We start from the raw sequence: 26,609 nt of genomic DNA on the forward strand, positions 1-26,609 counted from the left end.
TCTCATCTAGCTGGTCGCGAGAGGTTTTGCAACTGACTCTCACTCTGGTTAGCAGCGGCCAGAGGTCGCATCTGTCCCCAAATTGGCATAAAGCCCGCCCTATGACGCTTCCCTGCCGCCTCTATCTGATCACCCCGCCCGCCCTGGACGACCTAGCCGGGTTCGGCCGCCAGCTGGCCAAGGCCCTGGAAGGCGGCGACGTGGCCGCCCTGCAGATCCGCCTGAAGGACGTCCCTGACGACGTGATCAAGGCGGCCGTCGACGTGCTGGCGCCGATCGCCCAGGCCCGCGACGTGGCCGTCATCCTGAACGACCGCCCCGACCTGGCCGCCCGCCTGCCGGTCGACGGCGTCCATGTCGGCCAGTCGGACATGGCCTATCGCGACGCCCGCAAGCTGATGGGCGAGCGCATGGTCGGCGTGACCTGCCACGACAGCCGCCACCTAGCCATGGAAGCGGCCGAGGCCGGCGCCGACTACGTCGCCTTCGGGGCCTTCTTCCCGACCTCGACCAAGGACGCCCCGACCACCGCCGAGCCCGACATCCTGACCATCTGGCAGGAGACCATGGAGGTCCCGTGCGTGGCCATCGGCGGCATCACCGCCGCCAACGCTTCGCCCCTGGCCACGGCGGGCGCCGACTTCCTGGCCGTCTCGGCCGGCGTGTGGGCGCATCCGCAAGGTCCCGATGCGGCTGTCGCGGCCTTGAATACGGCTATCGCCGAGGGTCTCGCCGCCCGCTGAGCTTGGAATAACAGTGATATTGTGACGCACTGCACACAGGCATAGCGTCTTCCCCAGCGAACAACAGGTAAGGGGGAGACGCTGACATGAAGCGGCTCGTAGTGTGTTTGCTTAGCGTACCGGTCGTGGCGTTTTCCGCAGGCGCGACCGCCGAGACCTGGAAGCTGGCTCCGGGCGAGACCAAGACCTACTACGACGCGGACTTCACCCGCGTCGACCAGACCAGCGGCCTGATCGTCACCCGCATCGCTGAAGGCAAGGCCAACGGCGCCTACCGCAACTGGCCGGCCAGCAAGGGGCCGATCCTGGTCTTCGCGCTGGACTGCGCGGCCGACAAGTGGATGGACCTCGGGATGGACTTCGACGGCTCCAAGGGCCTGCCCAAGGGCTGGCGCAAGGAAGCCAAGATCGAGGACATCTCCGGCGCCGTCGGCAAGGCCGGCAAGCTGGCCTGCGAGACCAAGGACACGCTGCCGAAGGCCGAGCTGCCTTAAGGTCAGGCGTCCAGCCCGACCAGCTTGTCCGGGTTGCGCACCGTGTAGACGGCGGCGATACGGCCGCCCTCGATTTCCAGGCTCATGGTCTGGAAGACGACGCCGCTTGCCGCCAGCACCAGACCCGGCTGACCGTTGACCCGGGCCAGGCGCGCGGTGGCGTCGGCCGGCGGCGGCCACTTGCGCCGGATGCCCAGCAGCATGGCGACCAGCTTCTCCATCCCATAGATCGGATTGAGGTTGGCGTTGGCCTTGCCGCCGCCGTCGGCGTGCCAGACCACGTCCTCGGTCAACAGGTCGCGCAGCGCGACCTCGTCGCCGGTCAGCAGCGCCTGGAAGAAGGCCGTGGTCAGCTTGCGCTCCTCGTCGGCGCTGGGCGTGTAGCGCGGGCGGTCGCGGCGCACATGTTCGCGGGCCCGCGAGGCCAGCTGTCGACAAGCGGTCTCGCTGCGGCCCAGCACGGCGGCGATCTCGGCGAAGGGCGTGTCGAAGACGTCGTGCAGCAGGAAGGCCGCCCGCTCCAGCGGGGTCAGCCGCTCCAGGGCCAGCAGGAAGGCCACCGACAGGTCGGCGTCGCCACCGGCCTCGAAGTCGGGCTCGACCACCGGCTCGGGCAGCCATTCGCCGACATAGACCTCGCGCCGGGCGCGGGCCGACTTCAGGCGGTCCAGGGCCAGGCGAGTGACCACGCGGTTGAGATAGGCGCCGGGCTCCTCGACCGTGTCGGCGTCGACCTTGCGCCAGCGCAGCCAGGCGTCCTGCACCACGTCCTCGGCCTCGGCCCGTGAGCCCAGCATGCGGTAGGCCAGGCCGGTCATGGCCGGGCGCTTGGCCTCGAAGATCGCGTCAGACGCCGTCATGCCAAGCTTTCTGAGCCCGAACCGCCGCGACCGCCAGCCAGATCGTCAGCAGGGTCGGCAGGAAGACGCCCGGAAAGTCCCGCGCCAGCAGCGGCCACGGCAGGCTGGTTCCGCAGAAGGGCGTGATCACGTGGATGATCGCATGGGCGCCCTGGAACGCCGCCGCCACGACCACCGCCCCGGCGTGCCGCCGCAGGTTCAGAGCCCCCAGCAGGGTCCCGATCCCGCAGGCCAGATAGGTGGCGCCGATGTCGCGCACGAAATGGTCGTTGAACGGCCCGGTCTGGATGACGCCGGGAATGGTCAGGTACCAAGGGTAAGGGACGGTCAGCATCACCAGGCCGTTGCCCAGAAACAGAACCGTCAGTCCGATCGCGATCCAGCGCATGTCGCCCTCCGAAAATGGTTCGAAGGCAGGACGAGACAGACCCCGCCCGTGTGACATGGTTCGGCGAAAAATGCCGTTAAGCCTGTTGAATCAGGCCCATCTTGCCATTCCGCCTGTGGACGACTAGGTTCCGCGCCCGTTCTTTCACACCGTCGACCTACCGCTCCGCCGCCGGACTTTCCGGCGGGCGTCGACGGCATTTCCTTGAGGATATCCGCCCGTGGCCACGCCTTCCGCCCTCCTGAACGTCATGATCGACGCGGCCCGGAAGGCCGCCCGCGGCCTGGCTCGCGACTTCGGCGAAGTCACCGAACTGCAGGTCTCCAAGAAGGGCGCGGCCGATTTCGTCACCAATGCCGACATCAAGGCCGAACAGACCCTGTTCGAGATCCTGACCAAGGCCCGCCCGGGCTACAGCTTCCTGGGCGAAGAGCGTGGCATGATCGAGGGCACCGACAAGACCCACACCTGGATCGTCGATCCGCTGGACGGCACCACCAACTTCATGCACGCCATCCCGCACTTCGCGGTCAACATCGCGCTGCAGCGTGAAGGCGAAGGCGTCGTCGCCGGCGTCACCTACAACCCGATCACCCACGACCTGTTCTGGGTTGAAAAGGGCAAAGGCGCGTTCCTGGGCGCCGAGAAGCGTCTGCGCGTCGCCGCCCGCCGTCACCTGGACGAGAGCATCCTGGCCACGGGCGTGCCGTTCGCCGGCAAGCCGGGCCACGGCCAGTTCCTGAAGGAGCTGCACCAGGTCAGCCAGAAGGTCGCCGGCGTGCGCCGCTTCGGCTCGGCCGCCCTGGACCTGGCCTGGGTCGCCGCCGGCCGCTTCGACGCCTACTGGGAGCGTAACCTGAACCCGTGGGACATCGCCGCCGGCGTGCTGATGGTCCAGGAGTCGGGCGGCAAGGTCACCACGATCGACGAGAACGACCTGGACGTCGTGGGCGGCAAGTCGATCCTGGCCAGCAACCAGGACCTCTATCCGCAGATCCTGGAACGCCTGCGGGCGGCCTAAGGCCGTTAAAAACTGTCATCCCGGCCAAGCGCGAAGCGCGCCGAGCCGGGACCGCCGGAAACTCCGAGCCTGTTGTGGTCCCGGGTCTCCGCTACGCTGCGCCCGGGATGACAGGTTTTAAGGGCGGCGATCCATCCGCAGGATGTCGCCGGGCTCGCAATCCAGATAGTCGCAGATCTTCTCCAGGGTCTCGAAACGCACGCCCTTCACCTTGCCCTGCTTAAGCAGGGAGAGATTGGCCTCGGTGATGCCGATATGGGCCGCCAGGTCCTTGGACTTGACGTTCCGCTCGGCCATCATCACGGCCAGCTTGACCACGATCGGCATCAGACGATCTGGGCGTGGTCGTCGGCGATCGCGGCCGCCTTCACCATGATCAGGGCGATCAGGGTCAAGGTGACGGCATAGATCACGGTCAGAACGTTCGATACGCCCGCGTAGCTGGCGGTGTAGGTGCTGACCGAGAACAGCACCGAGCGGTCGCCGGTCACGATGTCCATCAGCTTGCGCGAACCGTCCGTCGCCAGACCGCCCAGCTTCGCGGCGAACGGTGACAGCAGGACGAAGCCCAGCCCGGCCAGCGCGAACCGCACCAGTTGGTCCACCGTGCGCCGCGCCAGCAGTCGCCCGCGAGCGAAACCGACGAAGCAGGCGCAGGCCTGGAACAAGCCATAGGCCAGGGCCGCAAGCGGCGCCTGCATGACCGCCTTCCCGATCAGGCCGCTGACATAGGCCTTCAGAGTGGGGCGCGCTGTGTCGGGCTTCAGGATGGGACAGGGGGACGGCTTGTCGGGCCCGCAGACCTCAGCCGTACTGGTCACCTTCGCCGCGACGTTCATCTTGTCGTTGCCGGCGCGCCAGGTCGCTTGCTGATGCGTCCAGTCCGCGATCGCCGTCAGGACCAGCATCCCCGCCACGATCATGGTCAGCGCCGTGGCCATCAGGCCGCAGAAGCCCGCCATCGCCGCGCTAATCCAGCGTATCCCACGACCCACGCTCGCGCCCTGCCTGTCCATAGCCCGCCCCTCCGCTAAAGTTGAAATTATCGTCATACAATAATTTATTCTCGTCAAGCGGTGGAAATTCAGATTCCTCGTCCCTCTAGCCAAACCGTCACATCCGAGCGCTAAATCCGCGCCCATGACCCTGCTTACCCGTCGCGCCATGACCACCGCCGCGCTCGCCGGCACGCTGCTGCCCGGCTTCGGCTTCGCCCAGACGAAAAAGCCGATCGTCATCGGCCATCGCGGTTGCAGCGGCGAGCGACCCGAGCACACGGCGCTGTCGTACGAGCGCGCCATCGAGCAGGGCGCCGACTTCATCGAGCCGGACCTGGTCCCAACCCAGGACGGTCACCTGGTGGCCCGCCACGAGAACGAGATCGGCGGCACGACCGATGTGGCCAGCCGTCCCGAATTCGCCGCCCGCAAGGCCACCAAGACGATCGATGGCCAGCAAGTCACCGGCTGGTTCACCGAGGACTTCACCCTGGCCGAGATCAAGACCCTGCGCGCCCGCGAGCGGCTGCCGCAACTGCGTCCGGCCAGCGCCGCGTTCGACGGCCAGGCTCAGATCCTGACCTTCGAGGAGGTCGTGGCCATCGCCCGCGCCGGGACCCAGCGCACGGGCCGCACGATCGGCGTCTATCCCGAGCTGAAGCACCCGACCTACTTCGCCTCGATCGGCCTGCCGACCGAGGACCGCCTGGTCGCCAAGTTGAAGGCCCTGGACCTGAACTCGGCGACCGCGCCGGTGTTCGTGCAGTGCTTCGAGGTCAGCCCGCTGAAGAAGCTGAAGGCCAAGACCGCCGCGCGCCTGGTTCTACTGGTCGATGGCGAAGGCGGCCCGGCCGACCTGCCGAACGTCAAATATGCCGACCTGATCACCGCCCAGGGCCTGAAGGACGTCGCCGTCTATGCCGACGGCCTGGGCCCGAACTGGAGCCTGGTGGTTCCCAACGACAAGCAGGTCCTGCTGCCGGCCACCGACTTGGTGAAGAATGCCCACGCCGCCGGCCTGGCCGTCCACCCCTGGACTGTCCGCGCCGAGAACTACTTCCTGCCCGCCAGCCTGCGGAAAGGCGATCCCCAGGACCCGGCCTTCCTGGCCCTGCACGGCGACGTCGCGCCGGTGTTCAGGGCCCTGTACGCGGCCGGCGTCGACGGGGTGTTCAGCGACTTCCCGGGCCTGGCCGCCGCCGCGCGAGGCTAAATCGTTCCTCGATATTGCCGAAGCGGGGCGAGACGGTGCAGCGTGCGCGCCTGTCCGTTCAGGGGAACTCCATGAAGCTTCGCCACGCCGTCTCCGCGGCCGCCCTCGCCGCCGTCATGCTGCTGGGCGCGCCCGCCTTCGCCTCGCCGGGTTCGGACCTGCTGGACAAGATCGCCGTCGACTTCGTGCGCCTGACCCTGGAGGCCGGCGAGCGCGAGCCCGGCTATGTCGACGCCTATTACGGCCCACAGGCGATGCAGGACGCCGCCAAGCTGGCCCCGCGCCCCGTCTCGGTGCTGCGCAAGGAAGCCAACCGCCTGCAGCTGCTGCTGGCCAAGGTTCCCAATAAGGATCTCGACGCCGACCAGCTGCGCCGCAAGGCCTTCCTGAGGGGTCAGGTGAAGGCCGCCCAGACCCGCCTGGCCATGATCGCTGGCGACAAGTTCAGCTTCGAGGACGAGGCCGAGGGCCTGTTCAGTGTCCGCCCAGTGCTCAAGCCCCTGAAGAGCTACGATCCGATCCTGGCGAAGATCGAAAAGCTGGTCCCCGGCAAGGGTGACCTGGCCGCCCGCGTCGACGCCTTCCAGAACCGCTACGTGATCCCGACCGACAAGGTCGAGGCCGTGATGCAGGCCGGCATCGCCGCCTGCAAGGCCAAGACGGAAGCGCACATCAAGCTGCCGGCTGGCGAACGCTTCGACATGGAGTTCGTCACCAAGAAGCCCTGGAGCGGCTACAACTGGTACAAGGGCAACGCCCACAGCCTGATCCAGATCAACACCGACCTGCCGATCTACATCAGCCGCGCGCTCGATCTGGGCTGCCACGAGGGCTATCCGGGCCACCACGTGCTGAACGCCCTGCTGGAGCAGAAGCTGACCAAGGACAAGGGCTGGATCGAGTTCTCGGTCTATCCGCTGTTCTCGCCGCAGTCGTTCATCGCCGAGGGCAGCGCCAATTTCGGCATCGAGTTGGCCTTCCCCGGCGACGCCAAGACGCAGTTCGAGCGCGACAAGCTGTATCCGCTGGCGGGCCTGGATCCGGCGACGGCGAAAACCTACGGCGAACTGCAGGCGGCCAAGGGCGCGCTGGCCAGCAGCGGCAACACGGTCGCGGCGCTGTATCTGTCGGGCAAGATGACCAAGGAACAGGCTGTACAGGCGCTGATGAAATACAGCCTCTATTCGCGCGGCGGGGCCGAAAAGCGGGTGTCTTTCATCGAGACCTACCGCTCGTACGTCATCAACTACAACATCGGCCAGGACATGGTCCGCGACCACGTCTACCGCGCCGGCAAGACCGAGGACGCCCGCTGGAAGGCGATGGAACGCGTGATCAGCGAACCGACGACGCCGGCGGATTTGCGAAAGTAGGTCGGGCTTCGGGGGAGGCTCTCAGTTCATGGTCGACGCTCCGGCGCTGATCCTGTCTTCGGCGACGGCCGCGATCGGGCTGTTCGCGGCCGCGCAGCTGGGCGTGCGGCGCGACTGGAAGGACGCGCCGGCGACGGCCTTGGCGGTGTTCCTGGCGCTGAGCGGGATATCCGGCATCGACCTGCTGCTGGACCGCACCGGGGTCTATGGCGCCCATCCGTGGACGACCGGGATCCTGTGGGCGCTGTCGTTGTTCTTGGGACCGTCGATCCTGGCCTATGTGCTCGCCATGACCGGCGAGCCCGATCGCTGGACCTTCGCCCGCGCCTGGCGGATCGGTTGGCCGGCCAGCGTGGCTGTGCTGATCGCCTCGCCGTTCTTCCTGCTGCCAGCGCGGACGCGGCTGGCGGTCTATGGCCTGGCCGAGACGGACACGCTGGCGGGCATCCTGCAGCTGTTGTTCGTGGCCCTCTTCCTGCTGGTCACCTTGGGCTATCTGGCGGCCGCCCTGGTGGTGCTGAGCCGGCACGTGCGGCGGGTGCGCGATCTCTTCTCCAACATCGAGGACCGCACCCTGAGCTGGCTGCGGGCGCTGGTGCTGATCATGCTGGCCGCCTGGGCCTGGGGCGCGGTGAAGTCGGCCTTGTCCCTGGGCGCCAGCACCCACTGGCTGGACGTCGCGGCCGCCGCGATCGAGCTGGGCTGGACCGCGGCTATCGGCCTGTTCGGCCTGTCGCAAAAGCCGATCTACACCCGCGAGACCGAGACCCCGAAGGTCCTGCCCTCGCCCGAGAAATACGCCCGCTCGGCCCTGCCCGAGACGCGCCAGGTCGAGATCGCGGTCAGGCTGGAGCAGGCCATGCGCGCCGACGCCCTCTATCGCGATCCGCTGCTGTCGCTGAGCGCCCTGGCCAGCCGTATCGCCATCACGCCCAACCATCTGTCCCAGACCCTGAATGAGCACCTGGGCCAGAGCTTCTTCGACTACGTCAATCGCTGGCGGGTCGAGGAGGCGGTCGAACGCATCAAGAGCTCGGACGAGCCGATCCTGACCATCGCCTACGACGTCGGCTTCAACTCGCGCTCGACCTTCAACGCCGCCGTCAAGAAACACGCCGGCCAGCCGCCCAGCGCCTTCCGGGCCTGATGTCCGAACGGGACGGCCCGGAAGCTTCCGAGCCTTCGAGCCTACCCGTCCGGAAGGCGCCTAGGCGCAAGCTGAGCCAGTTAGACGACTGTTCCTCCCACTGCATGAGAACAGTCATGATCCTTCGTTTTTCCCTGGCCGCCTGCGTCCTGGCCCTGGCTCCCATCGCCGCCCACGCCCAGGAAACCGAAAAGCCCGAGCGCCTCTTCCTGCTGGGCGCTGGCGTCTACGCCACCACCAATCCCTACGCGACCGCCAAGAAGAAGACCCAGACCGGCGTGCTGCCGCTGTTCGTCTACCAGACCGATCGCCTGACGGCCGACCTGTCGGGCCTGGCGGTCAAGGCCTGGGGCAATGACCACTTCAAGCTGGAGGGCCGCGTCGCGCCACGCTTCCAGCTGGTCGATCCCAAGGACACCCGCGACTTCGCCTTCCTCAAGCGCAGCACCGGCGTCGACCTGGGCGGCCGCTTCAGCGGCACGACCGGCCCCGCGACCCTCAGCGTCGAATACCTGCGCGACGTCAGCTGCGAGACCAAGGGCCAGGAGATCAACCTGGACCTGACCCTGTCGGCCCAGCCCTCGGAGAAGCTGTCGGTCGACGTGGTTGCCGGCGTCTCGTGGAAGGACAAGAAGCTGGCCACCTGGCTGTACGGCCTCAGCGTCAAGGAAGCCGGCGTCGCCCGGGCCTACGAATACGGCCGCACGCCCAGCGCGGCATCGGGCGGGGTGCTGGTCCCGTCGCTGGGCGTCCAGGCCCGCTACCAGGTCACCGACCGCCTGTTCGTGATCGCCGCAGGCGAGGTCGAACTCTTCGACAAGGACATCACCGACAGCCCTCTGATGGCCAAGGACCATTCGGCCGGCGCCTTCGTCAGCCTGGTGCGGCGGTTCTAGTCGTGAGCGCGATCGACCGCTCCCACGCGCTCGTGCCCGTCTCAGCGCCCGCCAGGCCGGCCAGCGGGACGGCGGCCATCCTGGTGATCTGGTTGGCCGCCGCCGCGCCGATGGCGGTGCTGGCCTGGGTCGTCGCGCCCCGGCTGATCGCGCCCGGCGATCCGCTGCCGGGCCTGGTCTTCTGGCGGCTGATGGTCGTCGGCATGGCCTGGCAGGGCATGCTGTCGGTCATCGTGCTGAAGCTGGAAGGCGTCCCCTTCCGGCCCGCCGCTCTGGCTCGGCGACTGTGGCTGGCGACGCCGACCTGGAGGGGACGGCCGGCGATCGCGGCCTTCCTGCTGGTCCCCGTGTTCGCCGCCGTCGGCTTCGTCGGCGACGACGCGGCCGGCGCCTGGTTCCAGGGCACGGCCCTGGGCCAGGCCCTGGCGGCCCACACCCCGTCCTTCGCCTTCATCGAGCACCTGGCCACGCCGGAAGCCCGAGGACGCTGGGACATCCTGGCGCTGGCCGTGGTCTCCAGCGTCTTCAACTACGGCCTGGGCGAAGCCTTGCTGTTCCACGGCGTGCTGCTGCCGCGCATGGAGAAGGCCTGGGGCCGATGGGCTTGGCTGGGCAATGGCGTGCTGTTCACCGCCTACCACGCCCACAAGTTCTGGATCATGCCGGGCCTGCTGATCAGCTGCCTCTGCTACAGCCTGCCGGCCCAGATCTTCCGATCCAGCTGGCTGGCGGTGCTGATCCACGCCGTCGAGGGCGTGGTGCTGATCGTGGCCGTGCTGGCGGTGATCCTCGGGGCCGCGGTCTAGGCCGCCTCGAAGCCGAACTGCAGGCTGGCCAGGCGGGCATAGAGGCCGCCCTTGGCGAAGAGTTCGGCGTGCGTGCCCTGCTCGACCACCTTGCCCTCCTCCATCACCACGATCCGGTCGGCCTTCAGCACCGTGGCCAGGCGGTGGGCGATGACCAGGGTGGTGCGGCCTTCCATGGCCGCGGTCAGGGCCTGCTGGACCAGGCGCTCGCTCTCGGCGTCCAGGGCGCTGGTGGCCTCGTCCAGCAGCAGGATCGGCGCCTGGCGGACCAGGGCGCGGGCGATGGCCAGGCGCTGGCGCTGGCCGCCCGACAAGGTCTTGGCGCGCTCACCGACCGGGGTGTCGAAACCCTGAGGGAGCGCGGAGAGGAAACCGGCGGCCTGGGCGGCGTCGGCGGCGGCGTGGATCTCGGTCTCGGTGGCGTCGGCGCGGCCGAAACGGATGTTGTCCATGGCCGAGCCCGAGAACAGCGGCGAGTCCTGGGCGACCAGGGCCATGCGGGCGCGCACCTCTTCGGGAGACGCGTCGCGCAGGTCGACGCCGTCCAGGCGGATGCCGCCGCTCTGCGGGTCGTAGAAGCGCAGCAGAAGCCGCAGGACGGTGCTCTTGCCCGCGCCCGAGGGGCCGACCAGGGCGACGGTCTCACCCGGCTTTACGCTGAGGTCGAAGCCGTTCAGGGCCGGCAGGTCGGGGCGGCCGGGATAGGCGAAGACCACGTTCTCGAACGCGATCGCGCCCTGGGCCGGGACCGGCAGGGTCTTCGGCGCCGGCGGGGCGGCGATGTCGGGCTTGGCGTTCAGCAGTTCGGCGATGCGGTCCATGGCCCCGGAGGCCTTCTGGACGTCGCCCCACACCTCGCCCAGGGCGCCGATCGAGCCGGCGGCCATCACCGCCAGCATGGCGAACTGGGCCAGGGTGCCGCCGGTCATCTCGCCGGCCAGGACCAGGCGCGCGCCGCTCCACAGCAGCAGGGTCACGCCGCCGAAGGCCAGGGTGATGACCATGGCGGTCATGCTGGCGCGGGTGGTGATCCGGCGCACCGAGGCCTTGTAGGCCTCGTCCACCGCGCCACCGAAGCGGCCCGCCGAGGCGCGCTCGCGGCCAAAGGCCTGCACGGTCTCCAGGGCGTCCAGGCTCTCGCCGGCATAACCCACGGCGTCGGCGAACTTGTCCTGGGCGGTGACGGTCAGCTTGCGCACGCGGCGGCCGACCAGGAACATCGGAGCCAGGATTACCGGCACCATCAAGACGATGAAGCCCGCCAGCTTGGGCGAAACCACGGCCATGTAGCCCAGCCCCCCGACCAGGCTGAGGATGTTGCGCAGGGCGATCGAGGCCGAGGCGCCGACCAACTGCTCGATCAAGCTGACGTCGGTGGTCAGGCGCGACAGCACCTCGCCCGTGCGGGTCTTGAGGAAATACTGCTGATCAAGCGTCAGGGTGTGGCCATAGAGCGCGCGACGCACATCGGCCACGACCCGCTCACCCAGGCGGGTGATGAAAAAGAATCGCAGGGCCGTGGCGATCGCCAGCACCATCGCCACCGCGCCCAGGCCCAGGAACGCGCTGTTGATCTCGGCGCCAGCGCCCTTGGCGAATCCGTGGTCGATCACCTCCTTGAAGGCCGCCGTCAGGCCCAGGGTCGCGCCCGTCGAAAACAGCAGGAAGAAGGCCGCGGCGAAGCCGTCGCCCTTGTGGGCCTTGACGAAAGGCAGCAGGTGGACCAGCGGACGGATGTCCTTGCGGCGCGGCCGGCGGGCCTTGGCCTCGGCCATGCCCTGGACCAGTTCGGCCCCCGCGCCGGGGCGGCCATCGGCCTTTTGCTCGCCGGCGTTCACGTCAGTCATCAACAGTCCCTTGCCAAAATCGCGCGGGTTCTTTATAGCCGCCCGTCTTCGAGGGCCACCCCGCGCGTGCGCAGGTTGGCGCTTACCCCAATTCACACTCGCCGGCTTAGTCGGTCTGGATCGCCGCCATGAAACAAGACATTCACCCCGACTACCACTTCATCACCGTCACCCTGACCGACGGCTCGAGCTATCAAACCCGCTCGACCTACGGCAAGGAAGGCGCGAACCTCGCGCTCGACATCGATCCGCGCACCCACCCGGCGTGGACGGGCGGCAACGCCCAGCTGATGGACCGTGGCGGCCGCGTCTCGCGCTTCAACGCCAAGTTCGCCGGTTTCACCGGCAAGAAGGCCTAAGCTTAGACCTTCTCGCCGTAAGGGCGACGAGAGGCCGGCTCCGCGTTTCGCGGGCCGGCCTTTTCTGTTTCTGGGGCTCAGGCGAAGGCCGGGGTCCAAATTGGGTCGGGGTTCTCGGAGATTCGGCCCGGACGGCGAATCCGCCGAGCGCGCACCGCCCTTGGCCTTGGCCGGGAAATACGTCTGACGACGTTACTGAACTGCCCTTTGAACGATCGCCACCCCGGCGCCAGCCGCGTGACGATCAGGGTCGCCGCGAACAGCTCGATCCAGCCGACGATATCGAAGGCCAGCACCCAGACCAGGTCCGCGATGACCAACTCGGCGGCGAAGATGGCGAACGCCATGACGATCGCCCCGGCCAGCAGCGTTCGCCAGCTTGTCGCGTTCAGTCGCTGCGCGGGGGCATCGACGAGCAGTCGCCAGAGACTTCCGCCCGGCGCGCGCGACACGATCACGGCCAGAAGCCCGATCAGGGCGGCGATCAGCAAGGACATGCGAGACTCCGGCGAAGCTCCACCCGAGATGGGGAGAACCAGGACGCTCGCAAGCGCCCCCTTTAGTCTTCGGCTTCCGGCTCGTACGGATCATCCCCGCGATCGCGCATCAAATCCGTCGCCGTGAAATCCAGAGCGTCCTCGGCGTCGTCGAAGCACAGCTCCGAGACCGTCTGGTCGCGCACCGAGACGCCCGCCTTGTGGGTGCTGTCCGGGTCGCCGGTGACCAGCGGGTGCCACTGCGGCAGGTCCTTGCCCTCGTGCAGCCGGCGATAGGCGCAGGAGGGGGGCATCCACTCCAGGTCCTCGATATTGTGCGGCGTCAGCTTGATGCAGTCCGGCACCGTCTTCTTGCGGTTCGGATAGTCCTTGCACTGGCAGCGATGTTCGTCGAACAGCTGGCAGTGCACGCGGGTAGGGACGATTTCACCGGTATCTTCGTCTTCGAAGCGAACGAGGCAGCAAAGTCCGCAGCCGTCGCATAGACTTTCCCACTCGGGGACGGTCATTTCGACGAGCGTCTTCGTCTGCCAGAAATATTTGTGTGGCGTCATGGCGCCGTCCTAAACCCGATTGACCCGGCGACCAAACAGAGCCTGACGCAGACCGTGAACGACTGGACGCTGCCGCCTTACAAGTTCGACGACAAGGATCCGTCCAAGCGTGGGCAGGGACAGGGCCCCGGCGCGCCTGCGCAGCCCCATGATCCGTGGGCTTCCGAGCCGCCGCTGCGCGATCCGTTCAAGTTTTCGGATAGCGCCCCGCCACCTCAATCGCCTCCGCCCCCTCCCCCGCCCGAGGAGCCGTTCCGCGCGGATTTGAAGCACCACGCCGCCAGGAAGAAGGCTCGCAAGTGGGGCTGGATCTGGGGCGTGCTGCTGGTCTCGTTCCTGGTCGGCGTGCTCGCCGTCGGCGGCGGTGCGGCCTATGTCTGGTTCAAGTATCTCAAGGACACCCCGCCGCTGCCCTCGCGCTCGGCGCTGTTCGCGGTCAACCGCGCGCCCGGCATCCGCTTCGAGGATCGCAACGGCCAGGTCATCGCCACGCGCGGCCCGCGCTATGGCCAGCGCATCACCATCGGCTCGGTGCCCAACTACGTGCCCATGGCCTTCCTGGCGGCCGAGGACCGGCGCTTCTACAAGCACGGCGCCATCGACGTCCAAGGCATCGGCCGGGCCGCCTGGATCAACTGGCGCGCCGGCAAGACCCGCCAGGGCGCCTCGACCCTGACCCAGCAGCTGGCCAAGGGCCTGTTCCTCACGCCTGACCGGGTGGTCAAGCGCAAGCTGCAGGAGATGCTGCTGGCCTGGAAGCTGGAGCAGGTCCTCACCAAGGACGAGATCCTCGAGCTCTACCTGAACCGCATCTATTTCGGGGCCGGCACCTATGGCGTCGACGGCGCGGCCCAGACCTATTTCGGCAAGCCCGCCAGCCAGCTGACCCTGTCGGAATCGGCCCTGCTGGCCAGCCTGCCCAAGGCCCCCTCGCGTCTGGCCCTGACCAACGACATGGAGCGCGCCCTGGCCCGCTCGCGCCTGATCCTGGCCAATATGCGCAAGGAAGGCTGGATCACCGCCGAGCAGGAAAGCCGCGCGCTGGACGACACCCCGCGCTTGTCGCCGATGGCCCTGCAGGACGAGGGCGACTACGGCTGGGTGCTGGACTACGCCACCACCGAAGCGGTGAAGATCGCCGGCCAGAACGCGCCCGATCTTGTTGTGCGCCTGACCATCGATCCGCTGCTGCAACGCGACGGCGCCGAGGTCGTGCGCCAGACCATGGCCACCGAGACCACCCGCTCGGGCGCGTCCCAGGCGGCCCTGCTGTCGCTGTCGGCCGACGGGGCTATCCGCGCCATGGTCGGCGGCACGGGCTATGGCGAGAGCCCCTTCAACCGCGCCGTCCAGGCCCGCCGCCAGCCAGGCTCGACCTTCAAGCCGTTCATCTACGCCGCCGCCGTCGAGAAGGGCGTGCTGCCCACCGACATCCGCGTCGACGAGCCCGTGAAGTTCGGCGACTGGAGCCCGGAGAACTACAGCGGCGGCTATCGCGGCCCGATGACTGTCGAGCAGGCCCTGATCACCTCGACCAACACCGTGGCCGTGAAGCTGGGCAAGGAAGCCGGCGGCGCGGCGATCGGCGATCTGGTGCGCCGCTTCGGCATCACCACCCTGCCGCCCGTGCCGGATCTGTCGGTGTCGCTGGGCTCGTACGAGGTGAACCTGCTGCAGCTGACGTCGGGCTTCCAGGTCTTCCAGCAGGGCGGCGTGCGGCTGGAGCCCTACGTCATCGAGTCGATCGTGACCCAGGACGGCCGCGGCGTCTTTCAGCACGCCCCGCCGGCCGCCGAGCGCCGCGTCTACGACATCGGCCACGCCAGCATCATGGTGAAGATGATGAAGAAGGTGGTCTCGGAAGGCACGGCCAAGCGCGCCGCCTTCGGCCGCCCGGCCGCGGGCAAGACCGGCACCAGCCAGAACTGGCGCGACGCCTGGTTCGTGGGCTTCACGCCCGACTACGTCACCGGCGTGTGGGTCGGCAACGACGACGAGAAGCCGATGAACAAGGTGGTCGGCGGCGACATCCCGGCCAGCATCTGGCGGCGCTTCATGATGACCGCCCACCAGACCCTGGCCGTCCGCGACTTCGCCTGGCTGCTGCCCGACCCGGCCCCGCAGACCGAACCCGACCCGCGCAACGGTTACTATGAAACCCTGTCGGCTGAGTTCGCCCGCGCGGCCTCGGAACTGGACGCGGCGGCCAAGGCGGCTGAAACCCTGGCGCCAAGCACACCGGGACAGCCGCCGCCGGATCAGCTGCCTTACTAGCTACAAAACTCCGATCTCCCCGGCGAAAGCCGGGGCCCAGATCGAGCCCACGAGCCGTCGCTATCCAGGCTGCGGTCAGGGGCGCGAACAGCCAAACCGCTCAGGCTGAATCTGGGTCCCGGCTTTCGCCGGGAAGTCGGATGCTGGGAACTACCTGTAAGCCGTCATCGACGTCGGCCGGTCCGCGACCTTCGTCGCCCAGGTCTTGTTGGGCGTCGCGCTCATCGTGAAGACCAGTTCGCCGCCGGCGATGATCTCCTCGTGGCGCAGGAAGGCGCGGGTCAGGGGTTTGCCGTTCAGGGTGACCTTGCCTACGTAGGGCTTGGCGTCGGGCATCCCCTCGGCGCGCACCGTGAAGCGCTTGCCGTTCGGCAGGTTCAGCGCCGCCTTGTCCACAAATGGCCGACCAATCGCGTACTCGTTCGAGGCCGGGGTCACGGGATAGAAGCCCAGGCTGGTGAACATCAGCCAGGCCGACATCTGGCCCAGGTCGTCATTGCCCGACAGGCCGTCCGGGGTGGGCTTGTACTGGCTCTTGATGATCTGGGTCAGCCGGCCCTGCGTCCGCCACGGGGCGCCGGCGTAGTCGTACATATAGGCCACGTGGTGGCTGGGCTCGTTGCCGTGGATGTACTGGCCGATCAGGCCGGCGATGTCCTCAGCGTGGCTGTAGTCGATCTTGGAATTGTCGAAGTCGAACATGGCGTCCAGCTTCTTGACCGTCGCCGCGTCGCCGCCTAGGGCCGCGACCACCCCGCCCAGGTCCTGCGGCGCGAACCACGAATATTGCCAGGCGTTGCCCTCGGTATAGTCCGAGCCGTAATTGATGGCGGTCGGGTTGAACGGCTCGCGATAGGTCCCGTCGCTCTTGCGGGCCCGCAGGAAGCCGGTCTTCAGGTCGAAGCTGTTACGCCAATAGCCGGCGCGCTTCTCGAAGGTCTTGGCGATCGTGTCATTGTCCAGTGCGCGGGCCATGCGGGCGATGGTCCAGTCGTCGTAGGCGTATTCGACCGTCTTGGACGCCGCCTCCGGCTCCTTGTCGATCGGGACGTAGCCCAGCGTCATGTAATCGCCCAGGCCGCCATAGGGGGCATAGGTCGCGCTCTTGACCATGGCGTCCAGGGCCGCCTTGCCATCATAGCCGCGGATGCCCTTCATCCAGGCGTCGGCGATCACCGGCACGGCGTGGTAGCCGATCATCGTCCAGGTCTCCTGGCCGTGGAACTGCCAGACCGGCAGGATGCCGTACGGGCTCTGGCGCTGCGAGGCGATCAGCGAGTTGACCACGTCGTTGGTGTAGTCGGCCGGCTGCACCAGGGTCAGCAGCGGATGCTCGGCCCGGAAGGTGTCCCACAGTGAGAAGGTCGAGTGGAAGGTGAACTTCCGCCCGTCCAGCTGACCCTCGTGCACCTGGTCGTCGGGACCTCGGTAGCGGCCGTCGGCGTCGGCGAAGACGCTGGGGGCCAGGAGGGTGTGATAGAGCGCCGTGTAGAGCGTCTTCTTCATCGGGGCCGGGGCCTGGATGTCGACCGCCCCCAGGGCCTTCTCCCAGGCCGCCTTGGCCCGTCCGCGCTGGGCGTCGAAATCGAAGCCCGGCTCGTCGCTGGCCAGGTTGGCGATCGCGCCGTCCTCGCTGACCGACGACAGCGCCACCTTCACGGTCAGCGGCCCGTCGATCTGGCCGAAGTCGAAGACCCCGACCAGCGCCCGCCCTTGAATCTGAGCCCGGTCATTGGGCGTGCGGCCCGGCTGGGCGAAGCCCTTGTAGGGGATATCGGCCTCGGTGTTGTTGAACGACTGCCCCACCAGCGGACGGTCGAACTTGATGGCGAAGAACAGCTTGCGCCCCGGCGCCCAGCCGCGCGTCTCGCGATAGCCGGTGACCACACCCTCCGGCGATACACGGAGACGCGACCACAGCACCTTGCCCGGATAGTTGTAGATCGAGCTGCGCAGGTCGATCAGCACCTGGGCGCGGTCGCCCTTCTGGAAGGTGTAGCGGTGCAGGCCGGTGCGCAGACCCGCCGTCAACTCGGCCCGCACGTGGCTGTCGTCCAGGGTGACGGCGTAGTAGCCCGGCTGGGCGACCTCGCTGGCGTGGCTGTAGCGCGAGCGATAGCCCGAGCCCGGCTTGTCGATCTGGCCCGGCTCCAGCTTGGCCTCTCCCGAGACCGGGGTCAGCAGGATGTCGCCGAGGTCGGAGTGCCCCGCGCCCGAGAAATGAGTGTGCGAGAAGCCCAGGATGGTCGGGTCGCCGAAGCGGTAGCCGGCCGCGCGCGCATAGCTCTGCTTGAACGGCAGGATGTCGGTGTCGGGGCTCAGTTGCACCATGCCGAAGGGCACGACCGCGCCGGGGAAGGTATGGCCATCGCCACCCGTGCCGATGAAGGGATCGACGGACTCGTACGCCGTCTGGGCCAGGACGGGGCTCGCCGCCAGGATGGACAGGCTGGCGAGCAGGGCGAGGCGCAGACGCATAGGGGAAACTCCGCAACTAGAGCGAAGCGGCACCCTATCGGCTAGCCGGCGCCTTTCAAGGCGTGGTCGACGGCGGCCATGGCATGCAGAGTCGTGGTGTCGAACACCGGGACCGGGCTGTCCTCCTGGCCGATCAGCAGCATGATCTCGGTGCAGCCCAGGATCACCGCCTGCGCGCCGCGCTCGACCAGCCGCTGGATCACGGCCTTGTAGACCTCACGCGAGGCGTCCAGCACACGGCCGGCGACCAGTTCCTCGTAGATGATCCGATGCACGGCGGCGCGGTCGTCGGCGTCGGGGGTCAGCACGGTCAGGCCGTGCTTCTTCTCCAGTCGGCCGCGATAGAAGTCGTGCTCCATGGTGAAGGCCGTGCCCAAGAGGCCCACAGTCGTCACGCCGGCGGTCTTGATCGCCGCGCCGGTCGGGTCGGCGATGTGCAGCAACGGGATCTGCACCGCCGCTTCGATCTCGTCGGCCTCGCGGTGCATGGTGTTGGTGCACAGGACCAGGAAGTCGGCCCCGCCGGCCTCCAGCGCCCGCGCCGCGTCGGCGAGGCGTCGCGACAGCTCGGGCCAGCGGCCGGCATGCTGCAGATGCTCGATCTCGGCGAAGTCGAACGACCACATCAGGGTCCGCGCCGAGGCTACGCCGCCCAGCCGCTCGCGCACCGCCTCATTGATCAGCCGATAGTACTGGGCCGAGCTTTCCCAGCTCATGCCGCCGATCAATCCGATGAGCTGCTGCTCGGCCATGGGCGTCCCCTGTTCGTCAGGAGATGGTCCTAGAGAGCCCGGCGCGGCGTTACAACACCTCGCGGCGCGCCAGGTGGGCGATGGCGGCCGCCAGGGCGAGCAGGCCCAGCCCGCCGCCCAAGGCCAAGGCGGTCTCGACCCGCCAGGCCTCCTTGGCCAGCATGTTGACCGGCATCTGCCAGGGGAAGAACACGCCCTCCTTGGCCGAGGTCGCCACGACCGAGAAGAAGGTGCCGCCGATGCCGACCGCCAGGGCCGGCACGAAGCTGGCGAAGCGCAGGGCGATCCACAGCTGGATGGCGATCACCAGCACGGCCGCCGCCAGCACCTTGGCGTTCAGCACGGCGAACCGCGTCAGGTCGGGCTCACCCACCGGCGCCACGGCGGGCTTTATCGCGCCGGCCAGGTGGATGGCGGCGAGGGTGAATACGAGGTTCAGCACGGTCATGATCGCCACGACCCCGACCACGCAGATCGCCTTGGCCGCATAGAGCCGCCAGCGCGGAACCGGCAGGGCGCGCAGGTGGTCCCAGGCGCGGGGTCCATGCTCCATGTGGGCGACCAGCGCGGTCAGGGCCGTCACGCTCATCGGCAGCATGAAGTAGGCCCAGATGCCGGTCGAGGCCTGTAGCAGCATCTCCCAGGGCGGCGGCTTGCTCCCGCGCAGCAGGACGAAGAAGGCGAAGACCGCGATCAGGGTCGGCGCGGCCAGCGCCAGGACGGCGGCGAGCGAACGGTTCAGCTTGCGCAGTTCGACAGACAGGACGGCAAGCATCAGACGACCTCGACTTGGCTTTGGGGAGCGGAAACCTGGCGATAGATGTCTTCCAGCGACCGATCACGCGGGCCGATGGCGAAGACCGGCAGGCCGGCCTGGACCAGGGCCTGGTTCAGCGCGGCGGTCGTCCGGTCGGCGTTCTCGCCCGGGCGTAGAGGAACCGCCAGCCCCGCCTCTGTCGCGACGGGTGACAGATCATGACCGACCAGCAGCTGGGCCGCCTTGGCGTCGTCGCCGGTGCGCAGCAGGATCTGCGGCGCCAGGTCGGCCTTCAGCCGCGATAGCTCGCCCTCCAGCACCAGCCGGCCGTCGTTGACGACGCCGACATGGGTGGCGGTCTGCTCGATCTCGCCCAGCAGGTGGCTGGACAGCAGCACCGTGGCGCCGGTGCGCTCGGGCAGGCTTTTGAGGAAACGACGCATGTCGGCGATGCCGTCGGGGTCCAGGCCGTTGGTCGGCTCGTCCAGCACCAGCACCGGCGGCGCGCCCAGCATGGCCCGCGCCAGGCCCAGGCGCTGGCGCATGCCCAGCGAGTAGCCGGCCATCTTGCGGCCGGCGTCGGCCGTCATCTCGACCACCGCCAGCACGCGGTCGATCTCGCGGGCGGGCAAGCCCAGCAGAGTCGCGGTCAGGGCCAGGTTCTCGCGGCCCGTCAGGTTGCCGTAGAAGCCATGCGCCTCGAGCAGCGCCCCAATCTTGCGGGCCGCACCGATGCGGTCGCGGGCGACGTCCAGGCCGCAGACCCTGGCCACGCCGGCGCTCGGCCGGATCAGGCCCAGCACCATTTTCAGCGTCGTGGTCTTGCCCGCGCCGTTGCGGCCCAGGAAGCCGTACACGGCCCGCTCGGGCACGGTCATCGACACGGCGTCGACCGCCAGGCGGAGGCCGAAACGACGGGAAAGGCCTTCGGTCTCGATAGCGGCGGGCATGGGCCGTCGCGCTCCATTCGTTTAAGTTAGATATAAAGTTGCGAAGCGATCGTCTTTAAGTCAAGATTAAAGATGGGACAGGATCGGAGGGGCGCCGTGGGCACAAAGGACATCGAAAAATTCCGCCGCATGTGCCGCCAGTTCCGGGCGCTGGCCATGTTCATGGTGATTAGCGTCGGCCTGCTGCTGGCCTTCATGGTCTGGGTCGCGCCGCTGCTGCTGATGGCCTTGCACCGGCCCTCGCTGACGCCCAACCAGATGCTGGCCTTCACGATCCAGTACATCCCGGCCGCCTGCTACCTGTTCGGGGTGTGGTCGATCGGCCAGGCGCTGGGCGAGGTCGCCAAGGGCCGGCTGCTACAGGCCGCCCTGCCCTCGGCCCTGCGCCGCGTCGGCCTGGCCCTAGGGATCGGCGGCGTGGCCAATGTCTTCGTGGTCATCAACCTGATGCGGCTGGTCGGGGCTGACAAGCGCAGCTATCTGGACTTCGACGTGGCCGGCATGACGCTGGGCATGATCGGCGGCGCCCTGTTCCTGCTGGGTCGCGTGATGGACCAGGCCCTGGCGGCGCAGGCCGAACTCGACGAGATGATCTGATGCCCGTTCGCGTCACCCTGGACGCCCTGATCGTCGCCAAGGGCCTCAAGGCTCGCGACCTGGCCCAGGAGGTCGGCCTCAGCGAGACCCAGCTGTCGCTGTTCCGCTCGGGCAAGGTGAAGGGCATCCGCTTCCGCACCCTGGCCCGCCTGTGCGCGGCCCTGGACTGCCGCCCTGGCGACCTGCTGGACTACGACTTCGACGCCGCCGACCTGGCCGCGCCGGACGAGGACGACTGAGCCGCACGCCAATCGTCGGCGCTCTGCCCCCACATCTGGGTCGGTCCGGCCGCATCCATCGGCGGCGGCAGGCTGACCATCTCCAGCATCCGCGACCCGATCCGCTGCGCCACCGCCTGCGAGCCGACATTGTCGGGATGGATCATGTGGGCGACCGAAGGCCAGCCCAGTTCCTCGAACGCGAACCGTATCCCCGCGCTCGCCGCCTCGGTGGCGTAGCCCTTGCCCCAGGCCGAGCGGTGCAGCATCCAGCCCACCTCCCGCGCCGGCCAGCCCTCGGGCTCCCACGGACCTGAGCGTCCGACCCAGCGGCCGGTCTCTTTCTCGATGATGGAGAAGGTCCCAAAGCCCCGCAGCGGCCACATGCCCACCACCTGGGCCAGGGTGCGCCAGGCGATGCTGCGCGGCATGGCGCCGTTCAAATAGCGCATGCACTCGACGTCGCCGTGGAACTCGGCCCAGCCGGCGTCGAAGTCCGCCTGCTGGGGCACACGCAGGATCAGGCGTTCGGTTTCGAGGATGGGAGACATCGGCGGCTCCAAGGCGGAAAGCTCCACCTTAGGCTGCCGAGCGCCGGTGGCTAGTCCCGCCCTCTTAGTCTCTTAGGGGGCGCAGCCGGTTCACGTGGCCCATCTTGCGCCCGGCGCGAGCTTCGCCCTTGCCGTAGAGGTGGACGCGGGTCTCGGGTTCGGCGGCCAGCTTCTTCCAGGCGTCGACATCGGCGCCCAGCAGGTTGGTCATCTCGACATGGTGGTGCGGGGCGGTCGGACCCAGCGGCCAGCCGGCGACGGCGCGGATGTGCTGCTCGAACTGGTCGACCTCGCAGCCGTCCTGGGTCCAGTGGCCGGTGTTGTGGACACGCGGGGCGAACTCGTTGACCAGCAGCTTGCCGTCGGAGAGTTCAAACAGCTCGACGCCGATGACGCCGACATAGTCCAGGGCGGTCAGGATCTTGGCGGCGATCTTCTCGGCCTGGTCGCGGGTGGCCTGGGTGATCTTGGCCGGGGCGACGGTGCGGCGCAGGACGCCGCCCTCGTGGTGGTTCTCGGCGACCGGATAGCAGGCGATCTCGCCGTCGCGGCCCCGCGCGGCGATCACCGACAGCTCGCGACCGAAGTCGGCGGGGGCCTCGAGGATCGCGGCCTGGCGGCCGATCTTGTCGAACGAGGCTTCCGCGTCGGCGGCCTTCTGGATCCAGGCCTGACCCTTGCCGTCATAACCTTCGCGGCGGGTCTTCAGCAGCGACGGGGCGCCGATCTTGGCCAGGGCGGCGGCCAGGCTTTCGCTGTCATGGACGGGGGCGAAGGCCACGGTCGGCACGCCGATCTCGGCCAGGAAGCTCTTTTCGACCACGCGGTCCTGGGCGGCGGCCAGGGCCTTGGCGCCCGGCGAAACCATCGCGCCCAGGGCGGCCAGTTCCGACACGGTGTCGGCGGGCACGTTCTCGAACTCGTAGGTGACCACGTCGCAGGCCTCGGCCAGGCGCTTCAGGGCCCAGCGATCGTCATAAGCAGCAACGATCTGGCGAGCGGAAACGCGGCCGGCGGGCGAGCCCTCCTCCGGGTCCTGGATGACCACGTCGAAGCCCAGGCGGGCGGCGGCCAGGGCCAGCATGCGGCCCAACTGCCCCCCGCCGAGGATGCCGATGGTCGAACCGGGAACGAGAGGGAACTCAGCCATAGGTCTTTAGTCCTCGACGCTCTCGACGACGCTCTCGGTCTGGGCGGCGCGGAAGGCGGCCAGGCGTTCGCCCAGCGCCTTGTCAGACAGGGCCAGGATCTGGGCGGCCAGCAGGCCGGCGTTCTTGGCCCCGGCCTCGCCGATCGCCAGGGTCGCCACCGGGATGCCGCCCGGCATCTGGACGATCGAGAGCAGGCTATCCAGGCCGCTCAGCGCCTTGGACTGGACCGGCACGCCCAGCACCGGCAGGTTGGTCATCGAGGCGGCCATGCCCGGCAGGTGCGCCGCGCCGCCGGCCCCGGCGATGATCACCTTGTAGCCGGCCGCCTCGGCGCCGGTGGCGAACTCGAACAGGCGCTGGGGGGTGCGGTGGGCCGAGACGACCTTGGCCTCGTAGGCCACGCCCAGGCTGTCCAGCGCGTCGGCCGCGCCCTTCATGGTCGGCCAGTCCGAACGGCTGCCCATGATGATGGCGACGGGCGGGGTGGTCGAAGTCATCGCGTCGTCCCTGGCGCGGTGAATGAAGGCCGCCCCGTATGCGTCTCCCCCCATCCGCGCAAGCCCAAAACGACACAAACCGCCTACGGACTGCTCATTCAATCACCCATAGGTCGAGCATGCGACCCTTTGCGCGTGTGACCAATCAGCACCCCCGATTGCGTCGAACGCCGTTCCCGTTAACCATGGTGGAGCTGTGCCATTTCGATTCCCTTGTAGGCCATGAAGATCACCGGCGCCCGGACCGAACCTTTCGCTGCCATCCGCAAGCGCGCCCTGGTGCGCGCCGGAAACCAGGTCGTGGCCCGCGAGGTCGCCGCGCCTGACAGCGCCGCCTTCCTGGGCCTGACCGAGGCGGACATGTCGCCCAAGGTCATCGAGGCGCTGCAGACCCTGATGACCGAGATCGACGACCTGCGGAACGAGGTCGCCATGCTGAAGCTGCGCCTGAACGAGGCGCAGGGCCTGGCCGACATGGACGCCCTGACCCCAGTCCTGAATCGCCGGGCCTTCCTGCGCGAGACCAAGCGCGTCTCGGCCTTCGCCCAGCGCTATGGCTCGTCGGCCAGCCTGGTGTTCTTCGACCTGGACAACTTCAAGAGCGTCAACGACCGCTTCGGCCACGCCGCCGGCGACGAGGCGCTGAAGGCGGTGGCCAAGCGGCTGCTGGCCAATGTCCGCGAGAGCGACCTGGTCGGCCGCATGGGCGGCGACGAGTTCGCCGTGCTGCTGGCCCAGGCCGACAAGGAAACCGCCCTGGCCAAGGCCCAGAGCCTGGCCGAGGCGATCCGCAGCCAGCCCGTGGAGTTCGGCGAATGGTCGGCCCCGCTGCACGTCTCGTACGGCGTGCGCGAGATCGAGCCCGGCGCCGATCCCGAAGTGTCCCTGGCCGAGGCCGACGCGGCGATGTTCGTCCGCAAGCGTAGGGCTGTTGGTTAGACAACCGTCAGTCATGCGACCTTATCGCACGGCGACTGGAACCCGGTGGGTGCGGTAACACGTTCATAGTCTGTTAAGCATGACTGGGCGGGTTACATGCAGCGCATCTTGGTCGCAGAGGACGATCCGGTTCTCTCGATGATCTACGAGATCACCCTGACCGAAGCAGGGTTCGACGTCCTGTTGTGCCAGGACGGCCAGGAGGCGTTCGAGGCTCTGGACAGCTTCGCGCCCGACCTCGTCATCACCGACCACTCGATGCCGCGCATGAGCGGCGGCGAGCTGGTCAGCGCCGTGCGCCGGGCGCGCCCGAACGCGGTGACCCTGATGGCCTCGGCCTGCGACGCCCGCCTGCTGAAGGACGACCAGCACGCCGACGCGCGCCTGGAAAAGCCGATCACCCCCGGCCGCCTGCTGCAGACGGTGCGCGAGCTGGAAGCCGCCCGCATCGCGGCCTGAGCTGCCTGATGCTGACAGAACTTTAAGCTGACCGCTCCTGACCCTCGCCCCTAAGGTGGCGTCGGTTCGGGGAGCCTTCACGTGATCATCAAGATTCTGGCGGCCGGCCTGGCCGCCGCCCTCGTCTGCGCGCCCGCCTGGGCCGCGACGCCCATCAACGCGTACCGCCTGTCGCCCGTCGTCGAGGGCGGCAAGATCACGGCGCTGTCGATCACCCTGACCCTGCCCGCCGACGCCGATGGCGAGACACGGCTTGAGTTGCCCGACGCGTGGGGCGGCGGCGAGAAGCTGTGGCGCTTCGTGAAGGACCCGGTCGTCACAGGTGGAACGCTGTCGGTGCACGACGAGAAGACCTGGGTCGTCCGCTCCAAGCCCGGCGCGCCCCTGACGGTGCGCTATCGCGTGGTCAGCGCCTATGACGGCGAGCCACCGGTCGACAGCGTCAACTATGGACAGCCAATCGTCGGCCCCGCCGGCTTCTATGTGATTGGCCACACCGTCTTCATCCGTCCCGAGGGGCGGGACAACGACCGGGCGCGCTTCGCGTGGGACCCGGCCGGCTCGGACCTGGTCTTCGCCTCGGATCTGGAACCGCTGATCAAGGCGCCGGGCAAGCTGGACGACCTGCTGGCCAGCGTCGCCGTCGCCTACAAGGACCTGACCATCCTGACGCGCCAGGCCGCCGGCGCGCCGTTGCGCCTGGCCGCGCGAGGGCAGTTCGCCTTCACGCCCGAGGCCTTCGCCGACATGGCCGCCCACACCATCGCCGACAGCCGCGCCTTCTGGGGCGACGGCAAGGAGTCCTTTCTGATCACCCTGACCGACCAGGACGCCCCGAAGGGCTGGACGTCCTATCGCGGCACGGGCCTCGGCGACGCGTTCGCGGTGATCTCGACCCGCAACGTCCCGCTGGACCAGTACAAGCTGTTCCTAGCCCACGAGTACTTCCACACCTGGAACGCCAACCGCTTGGGCGGGTCGAAGAGCGGCCCGCAGGAGCCGGCCGGCTACTGGTTCAGCGAGGGCTTCACGGACTACTACGCCCGCCGTCTGTCGCTGCGGTCGGGCTTCGTCAGCCTGGAGGCCTTCGTGAAGGACTGGAACCAGGCTCTACAGGCGTATGGCCTGTCACCGCTGCGGGCCGCGCCCAACGCCAACATCGTCGCCCGCTTCTGGAGCGACAAGACCGTGCAAAAGCTGCCCTACCATCGCGGCGCCCTGTTCGCGGTGCTGATGGAGACGCAACTGAAGGCGAAGGGGGGCCTGGATCCGGTGATGCTGGCCATGCGCGACGACGCCAAGGGCCGCGACCGGGCCGACTGGGACTTCGCCGCCGCCAACCTCTTCCCGCGCATCGCCGAGGCGCGAACCGGGATCGACGTGACGCCCGAGCTCGACCGCTACATCACGCGCGGCATGCCTATCGCCCTGCCGCCCGACGCCTTCGGCGGCTGCCTGACGGTGGAGACGGTGATCCGCCCCGCTTACCATCCCGGCTTCGACGAGGCGGCGACCCGCAAGACCCGGATCGTCACCGGCGTCGTCCCGGACGGTCCGGCCTGGGCGGCGGGCCTGCGCGACGGCCAGAAATATCTGGGCCGCGCCGCGGGTCAGGAGGGCGACGGCTCGGTCGAAACCGGCCAGGCGGTCGAGGACGCCAGCGGCAAGCGGGTGATCCGCTACCTGCCCGCCGGCAAGACGACAGTGGGCTTCCAACGCATCGCCATGCCCATGGACCTGACGGACCAGGCGCGGGCGGCGTGCGTGAAGGCGGTCGCCGGCTAGACCCG

The 26,609-nt window shown here is 68.4% G+C and carries 29 protein-coding genes; 15 read left to right on the forward strand and 14 right to left on the reverse strand.

Annotation, left to right across the window (positions count from 1 at the left end; all coding sequences use genetic code 11):
• Positions 1-101 precede the first annotated feature (101 nt).
• Together thiE and J7528_RS24740 are read left to right on the forward strand one after the other, a co-directional pair.
• Entirely contained in the window at positions 102-743 is a 642-nt protein-coding gene (gene thiE, locus J7528_RS24735; RefSeq protein WP_291880196.1) for a thiamine phosphate synthase, read from the forward strand.
• A gap of 86 nt (positions 744-829) precedes the next feature.
• Positions 830-1,237 carry a hypothetical protein gene (locus J7528_RS24740; RefSeq protein ID WP_291880198.1) on the forward strand — a complete coding sequence of 136 codons (408 nt, stop codon included), beginning with the start codon at positions 830-832 and terminating at the stop codon, positions 1,235-1,237.
• Between the two features lie 2 nt (positions 1,238-1,239).
• On the opposite strand, the gene J7528_RS24745 is transcribed toward J7528_RS24740, so the two are convergent.
• Both J7528_RS24745 and J7528_RS24750 read right to left on the reverse strand, forming a co-directional pair.
• Positions 1,240-2,097 carry a sigma-70 family RNA polymerase sigma factor gene (locus tag J7528_RS24745; protein WP_291880200.1) on the reverse strand — a complete coding sequence of 286 codons (858 nt, stop codon included), beginning with the start codon at positions 2,095-2,097 and terminating at the stop codon, positions 1,240-1,242.
• The gene (locus tag J7528_RS24750) at positions 2,084-2,485 is read right to left on the reverse strand and encodes a hypothetical protein (RefSeq protein WP_291880202.1); all 402 of its coding nucleotides are present in this window, start codon (positions 2,483-2,485) and stop codon (positions 2,084-2,086) included. The genes J7528_RS24745 and J7528_RS24750 overlap by 14 nt, the downstream gene beginning before the upstream one ends.
• 220 nt (positions 2,486-2,705) lie before the next feature.
• Here J7528_RS24750 and J7528_RS24755 point away from each other — a divergent pair, with 220 nt between their 5' ends.
• Complete coding sequence (locus J7528_RS24755; RefSeq protein WP_291880203.1) at positions 2,706-3,506, forward strand: inositol monophosphatase family protein; 801 nt, start codon at positions 2,706-2,708, stop codon at positions 3,504-3,506.
• Between the two features lie 117 nt (positions 3,507-3,623).
• Here the strand turns inward: J7528_RS24755 and J7528_RS24760 are convergent, their stop codons facing one another.
• Together J7528_RS24760 and J7528_RS24765 are read right to left on the reverse strand one after the other, a co-directional pair.
• Positions 3,624-3,833, reverse strand: coding sequence for a helix-turn-helix transcriptional regulator (locus J7528_RS24760; protein ID WP_291880205.1), 210 nt, complete (start codon positions 3,831-3,833; stop codon positions 3,624-3,626).
• The gene (locus J7528_RS24765) at positions 3,833-4,468 is read right to left on the reverse strand and encodes a hypothetical protein (protein WP_291880206.1); all 636 of its coding nucleotides are present in this window, start codon (positions 4,466-4,468) and stop codon (positions 3,833-3,835) included. Before J7528_RS24765 ends, J7528_RS24760 begins: the two co-directional genes overlap by 1 nt.
• 178 nt (positions 4,469-4,646) lie before the next feature.
• On the opposite strand from J7528_RS24765, the gene J7528_RS24770 reads away from it, so the two are divergent.
• From J7528_RS24770 to J7528_RS24790, 5 genes are all read left to right on the forward strand, one after another.
• On the forward strand, positions 4,647-5,717 hold the full coding sequence (locus J7528_RS24770) for a glycerophosphodiester phosphodiesterase (RefSeq protein WP_291880207.1): 1,071 nt from the start codon (positions 4,647-4,649) through the stop codon (positions 5,715-5,717).
• Between the two features lie 71 nt (positions 5,718-5,788).
• Positions 5,789-7,090: a hypothetical protein gene (locus tag J7528_RS24775; protein ID WP_291880209.1), complete on the forward strand. Its 1,302-nt coding sequence runs from the start codon at positions 5,789-5,791 to the stop codon at positions 7,088-7,090.
• Positions 7,091-7,118: 28 nt separating this feature from the next.
• Entirely contained in the window at positions 7,119-8,237 is a 1,119-nt protein-coding gene (locus tag J7528_RS24780) for a helix-turn-helix transcriptional regulator (RefSeq protein ID WP_291880210.1), read from the forward strand.
• 116 nt (positions 8,238-8,353) lie between these two features.
• Positions 8,354-9,133: a MipA/OmpV family protein gene (locus J7528_RS24785; protein WP_291880212.1), complete on the forward strand. Its 780-nt coding sequence runs from the start codon at positions 8,354-8,356 to the stop codon at positions 9,131-9,133.
• A gap of 2 nt (positions 9,134-9,135) precedes the next feature.
• Positions 9,136-9,939 (forward strand): CPBP family intramembrane glutamic endopeptidase, encoded by an 804-nt coding sequence (locus tag J7528_RS24790; protein ID WP_291880214.1) that lies wholly within the window; start codon positions 9,136-9,138, stop codon positions 9,937-9,939.
• Here the strand turns inward: J7528_RS24790 and J7528_RS24795 are convergent.
• A complete protein-coding gene (locus J7528_RS24795) occupies positions 9,936-11,789 on the reverse strand; it encodes an ABC transporter transmembrane domain-containing protein (RefSeq protein ID WP_291880216.1) in 1,854 nt (617 codons plus the stop codon). The genes J7528_RS24790 and J7528_RS24795 overlap by 4 nt on opposite strands.
• Positions 11,790-11,914: 125 nt before the next feature.
• Here J7528_RS24795 and rpmE point away from each other — a divergent pair, with 125 nt between their 5' ends.
• Positions 11,915-12,145 carry a 50S ribosomal protein L31 gene (rpmE, locus tag J7528_RS24800; RefSeq protein ID WP_291880217.1) on the forward strand — a complete coding sequence of 77 codons (231 nt, stop codon included), beginning with the start codon at positions 11,915-11,917 and terminating at the stop codon, positions 12,143-12,145.
• A 77-nt stretch (positions 12,146-12,222) separates the two neighbouring features.
• Here rpmE and J7528_RS24805 read toward each other — a convergent pair whose 3' ends face one another.
• On the reverse strand, positions 12,223-12,642 hold the full coding sequence (locus J7528_RS24805; protein WP_291880219.1) for a hypothetical protein: 420 nt from the start codon (positions 12,640-12,642) through the stop codon (positions 12,223-12,225).
• A gap of 62 nt (positions 12,643-12,704) precedes the next feature.
• Positions 12,705-13,196, reverse strand: coding sequence for a YcgN family cysteine cluster protein (locus tag J7528_RS24810; protein WP_291880220.1), 492 nt, complete (start codon positions 13,194-13,196; stop codon positions 12,705-12,707).
• Positions 13,197-13,250: 54 nt separating this feature from the next.
• Between J7528_RS24810 and J7528_RS24815 the strand changes: the two genes are divergently transcribed.
• Entirely contained in the window at positions 13,251-15,470 is a 2,220-nt protein-coding gene (locus J7528_RS24815) for a PBP1A family penicillin-binding protein (RefSeq protein ID WP_291880221.1), read from the forward strand.
• A 150-nt stretch (positions 15,471-15,620) separates the two neighbouring features.
• Here J7528_RS24815 and J7528_RS24820 read toward each other — a convergent pair whose 3' ends face one another.
• The 4 genes from J7528_RS24820 to J7528_RS24835 are packed head-to-tail and all read right to left on the reverse strand — an operon-like array spanning position 15,621 to position 20,407.
• Positions 15,621-17,948 (reverse strand): GH92 family glycosyl hydrolase, encoded by a 2,328-nt coding sequence (locus J7528_RS24820; protein ID WP_291880222.1) that lies wholly within the window; start codon positions 17,946-17,948, stop codon positions 15,621-15,623.
• Between the two features lie 41 nt (positions 17,949-17,989).
• Positions 17,990-18,700: an aspartate/glutamate racemase family protein gene (locus J7528_RS24825; protein WP_291880224.1), complete on the reverse strand. Its 711-nt coding sequence runs from the start codon at positions 18,698-18,700 to the stop codon at positions 17,990-17,992.
• 49 nt (positions 18,701-18,749) lie between these two features.
• Positions 18,750-19,475, reverse strand: a complete 726-nt coding sequence (locus J7528_RS24830) for an ABC transporter permease (RefSeq protein WP_291880226.1) — start codon at positions 19,473-19,475, stop codon at positions 18,750-18,752.
• Positions 19,475-20,407, reverse strand: a complete 933-nt coding sequence (locus tag J7528_RS24835) for an ABC transporter ATP-binding protein (protein WP_291880228.1) — start codon at positions 20,405-20,407, stop codon at positions 19,475-19,477. Before J7528_RS24835 ends, J7528_RS24830 begins: the two co-directional genes overlap by 1 nt.
• Positions 20,408-20,503: 96 nt before the next feature.
• Here J7528_RS24835 and J7528_RS24840 point away from each other — a divergent pair, with 96 nt between their 5' ends.
• Together J7528_RS24840 and J7528_RS24845 are read left to right on the forward strand one after the other, a co-directional pair.
• Positions 20,504-21,004, forward strand: coding sequence for a DUF2975 domain-containing protein (locus tag J7528_RS24840; protein WP_291880230.1), 501 nt, complete (start codon positions 20,504-20,506; stop codon positions 21,002-21,004).
• Positions 21,004-21,243, forward strand: a complete 240-nt coding sequence (locus J7528_RS24845) for a helix-turn-helix transcriptional regulator (RefSeq protein WP_291880232.1) — start codon at positions 21,004-21,006, stop codon at positions 21,241-21,243. The genes J7528_RS24840 and J7528_RS24845 overlap by 1 nt, the downstream gene beginning before the upstream one ends.
• Here the strand turns inward: J7528_RS24845 and J7528_RS24850 are convergent.
• The 3 genes from J7528_RS24850 to purE form a co-directional block, all read right to left on the reverse strand.
• Positions 21,195-21,773 carry a GNAT family N-acetyltransferase gene (locus J7528_RS24850; RefSeq protein WP_291880233.1) on the reverse strand — a complete coding sequence of 193 codons (579 nt, stop codon included), beginning with the start codon at positions 21,771-21,773 and terminating at the stop codon, positions 21,195-21,197. The two genes, J7528_RS24845 and J7528_RS24850, sit on opposite strands and share 49 nt — an antisense overlap.
• 64 nt (positions 21,774-21,837) lie before the next feature.
• Positions 21,838-22,923, reverse strand: coding sequence for a 5-(carboxyamino)imidazole ribonucleotide synthase (locus J7528_RS24855; protein WP_291880234.1), 1,086 nt, complete (start codon positions 22,921-22,923; stop codon positions 21,838-21,840).
• A 6-nt stretch (positions 22,924-22,929) separates the two neighbouring features.
• Positions 22,930-23,421 carry a 5-(carboxyamino)imidazole ribonucleotide mutase gene (gene purE, locus J7528_RS24860; protein ID WP_291880235.1) on the reverse strand — a complete coding sequence of 164 codons (492 nt, stop codon included), beginning with the start codon at positions 23,419-23,421 and terminating at the stop codon, positions 22,930-22,932.
• Positions 23,422-23,643: 222 nt separating this feature from the next.
• Here purE and J7528_RS24865 point away from each other — a divergent pair, with 222 nt between their 5' ends.
• The 3 genes from J7528_RS24865 (at position 23,644) to J7528_RS24875 (ending at position 26,604) form a co-directional block, all read left to right on the forward strand.
• Positions 23,644-24,360 carry a GGDEF domain-containing protein gene (locus tag J7528_RS24865; RefSeq protein ID WP_291880236.1) on the forward strand — a complete coding sequence of 239 codons (717 nt, stop codon included), beginning with the start codon at positions 23,644-23,646 and terminating at the stop codon, positions 24,358-24,360.
• Positions 24,361-24,456: 96 nt separating this feature from the next.
• Positions 24,457-24,819, forward strand: coding sequence for a response regulator (locus tag J7528_RS24870; RefSeq protein ID WP_291880237.1), 363 nt, complete (start codon positions 24,457-24,459; stop codon positions 24,817-24,819).
• Positions 24,820-24,900: 81 nt separating this feature from the next.
• Entirely contained in the window at positions 24,901-26,604 is a 1,704-nt protein-coding gene (locus J7528_RS24875; protein WP_291880239.1) for a M61 family peptidase, read from the forward strand.
• Positions 26,605-26,609: the final 5 nt, after the last annotated feature.

It is taken from the genome of Caulobacter sp., from assembly GCF_017744445.1.
Taxonomy (GTDB): Bacteria; Pseudomonadota; Alphaproteobacteria; order Caulobacterales; family Caulobacteraceae; genus Caulobacter.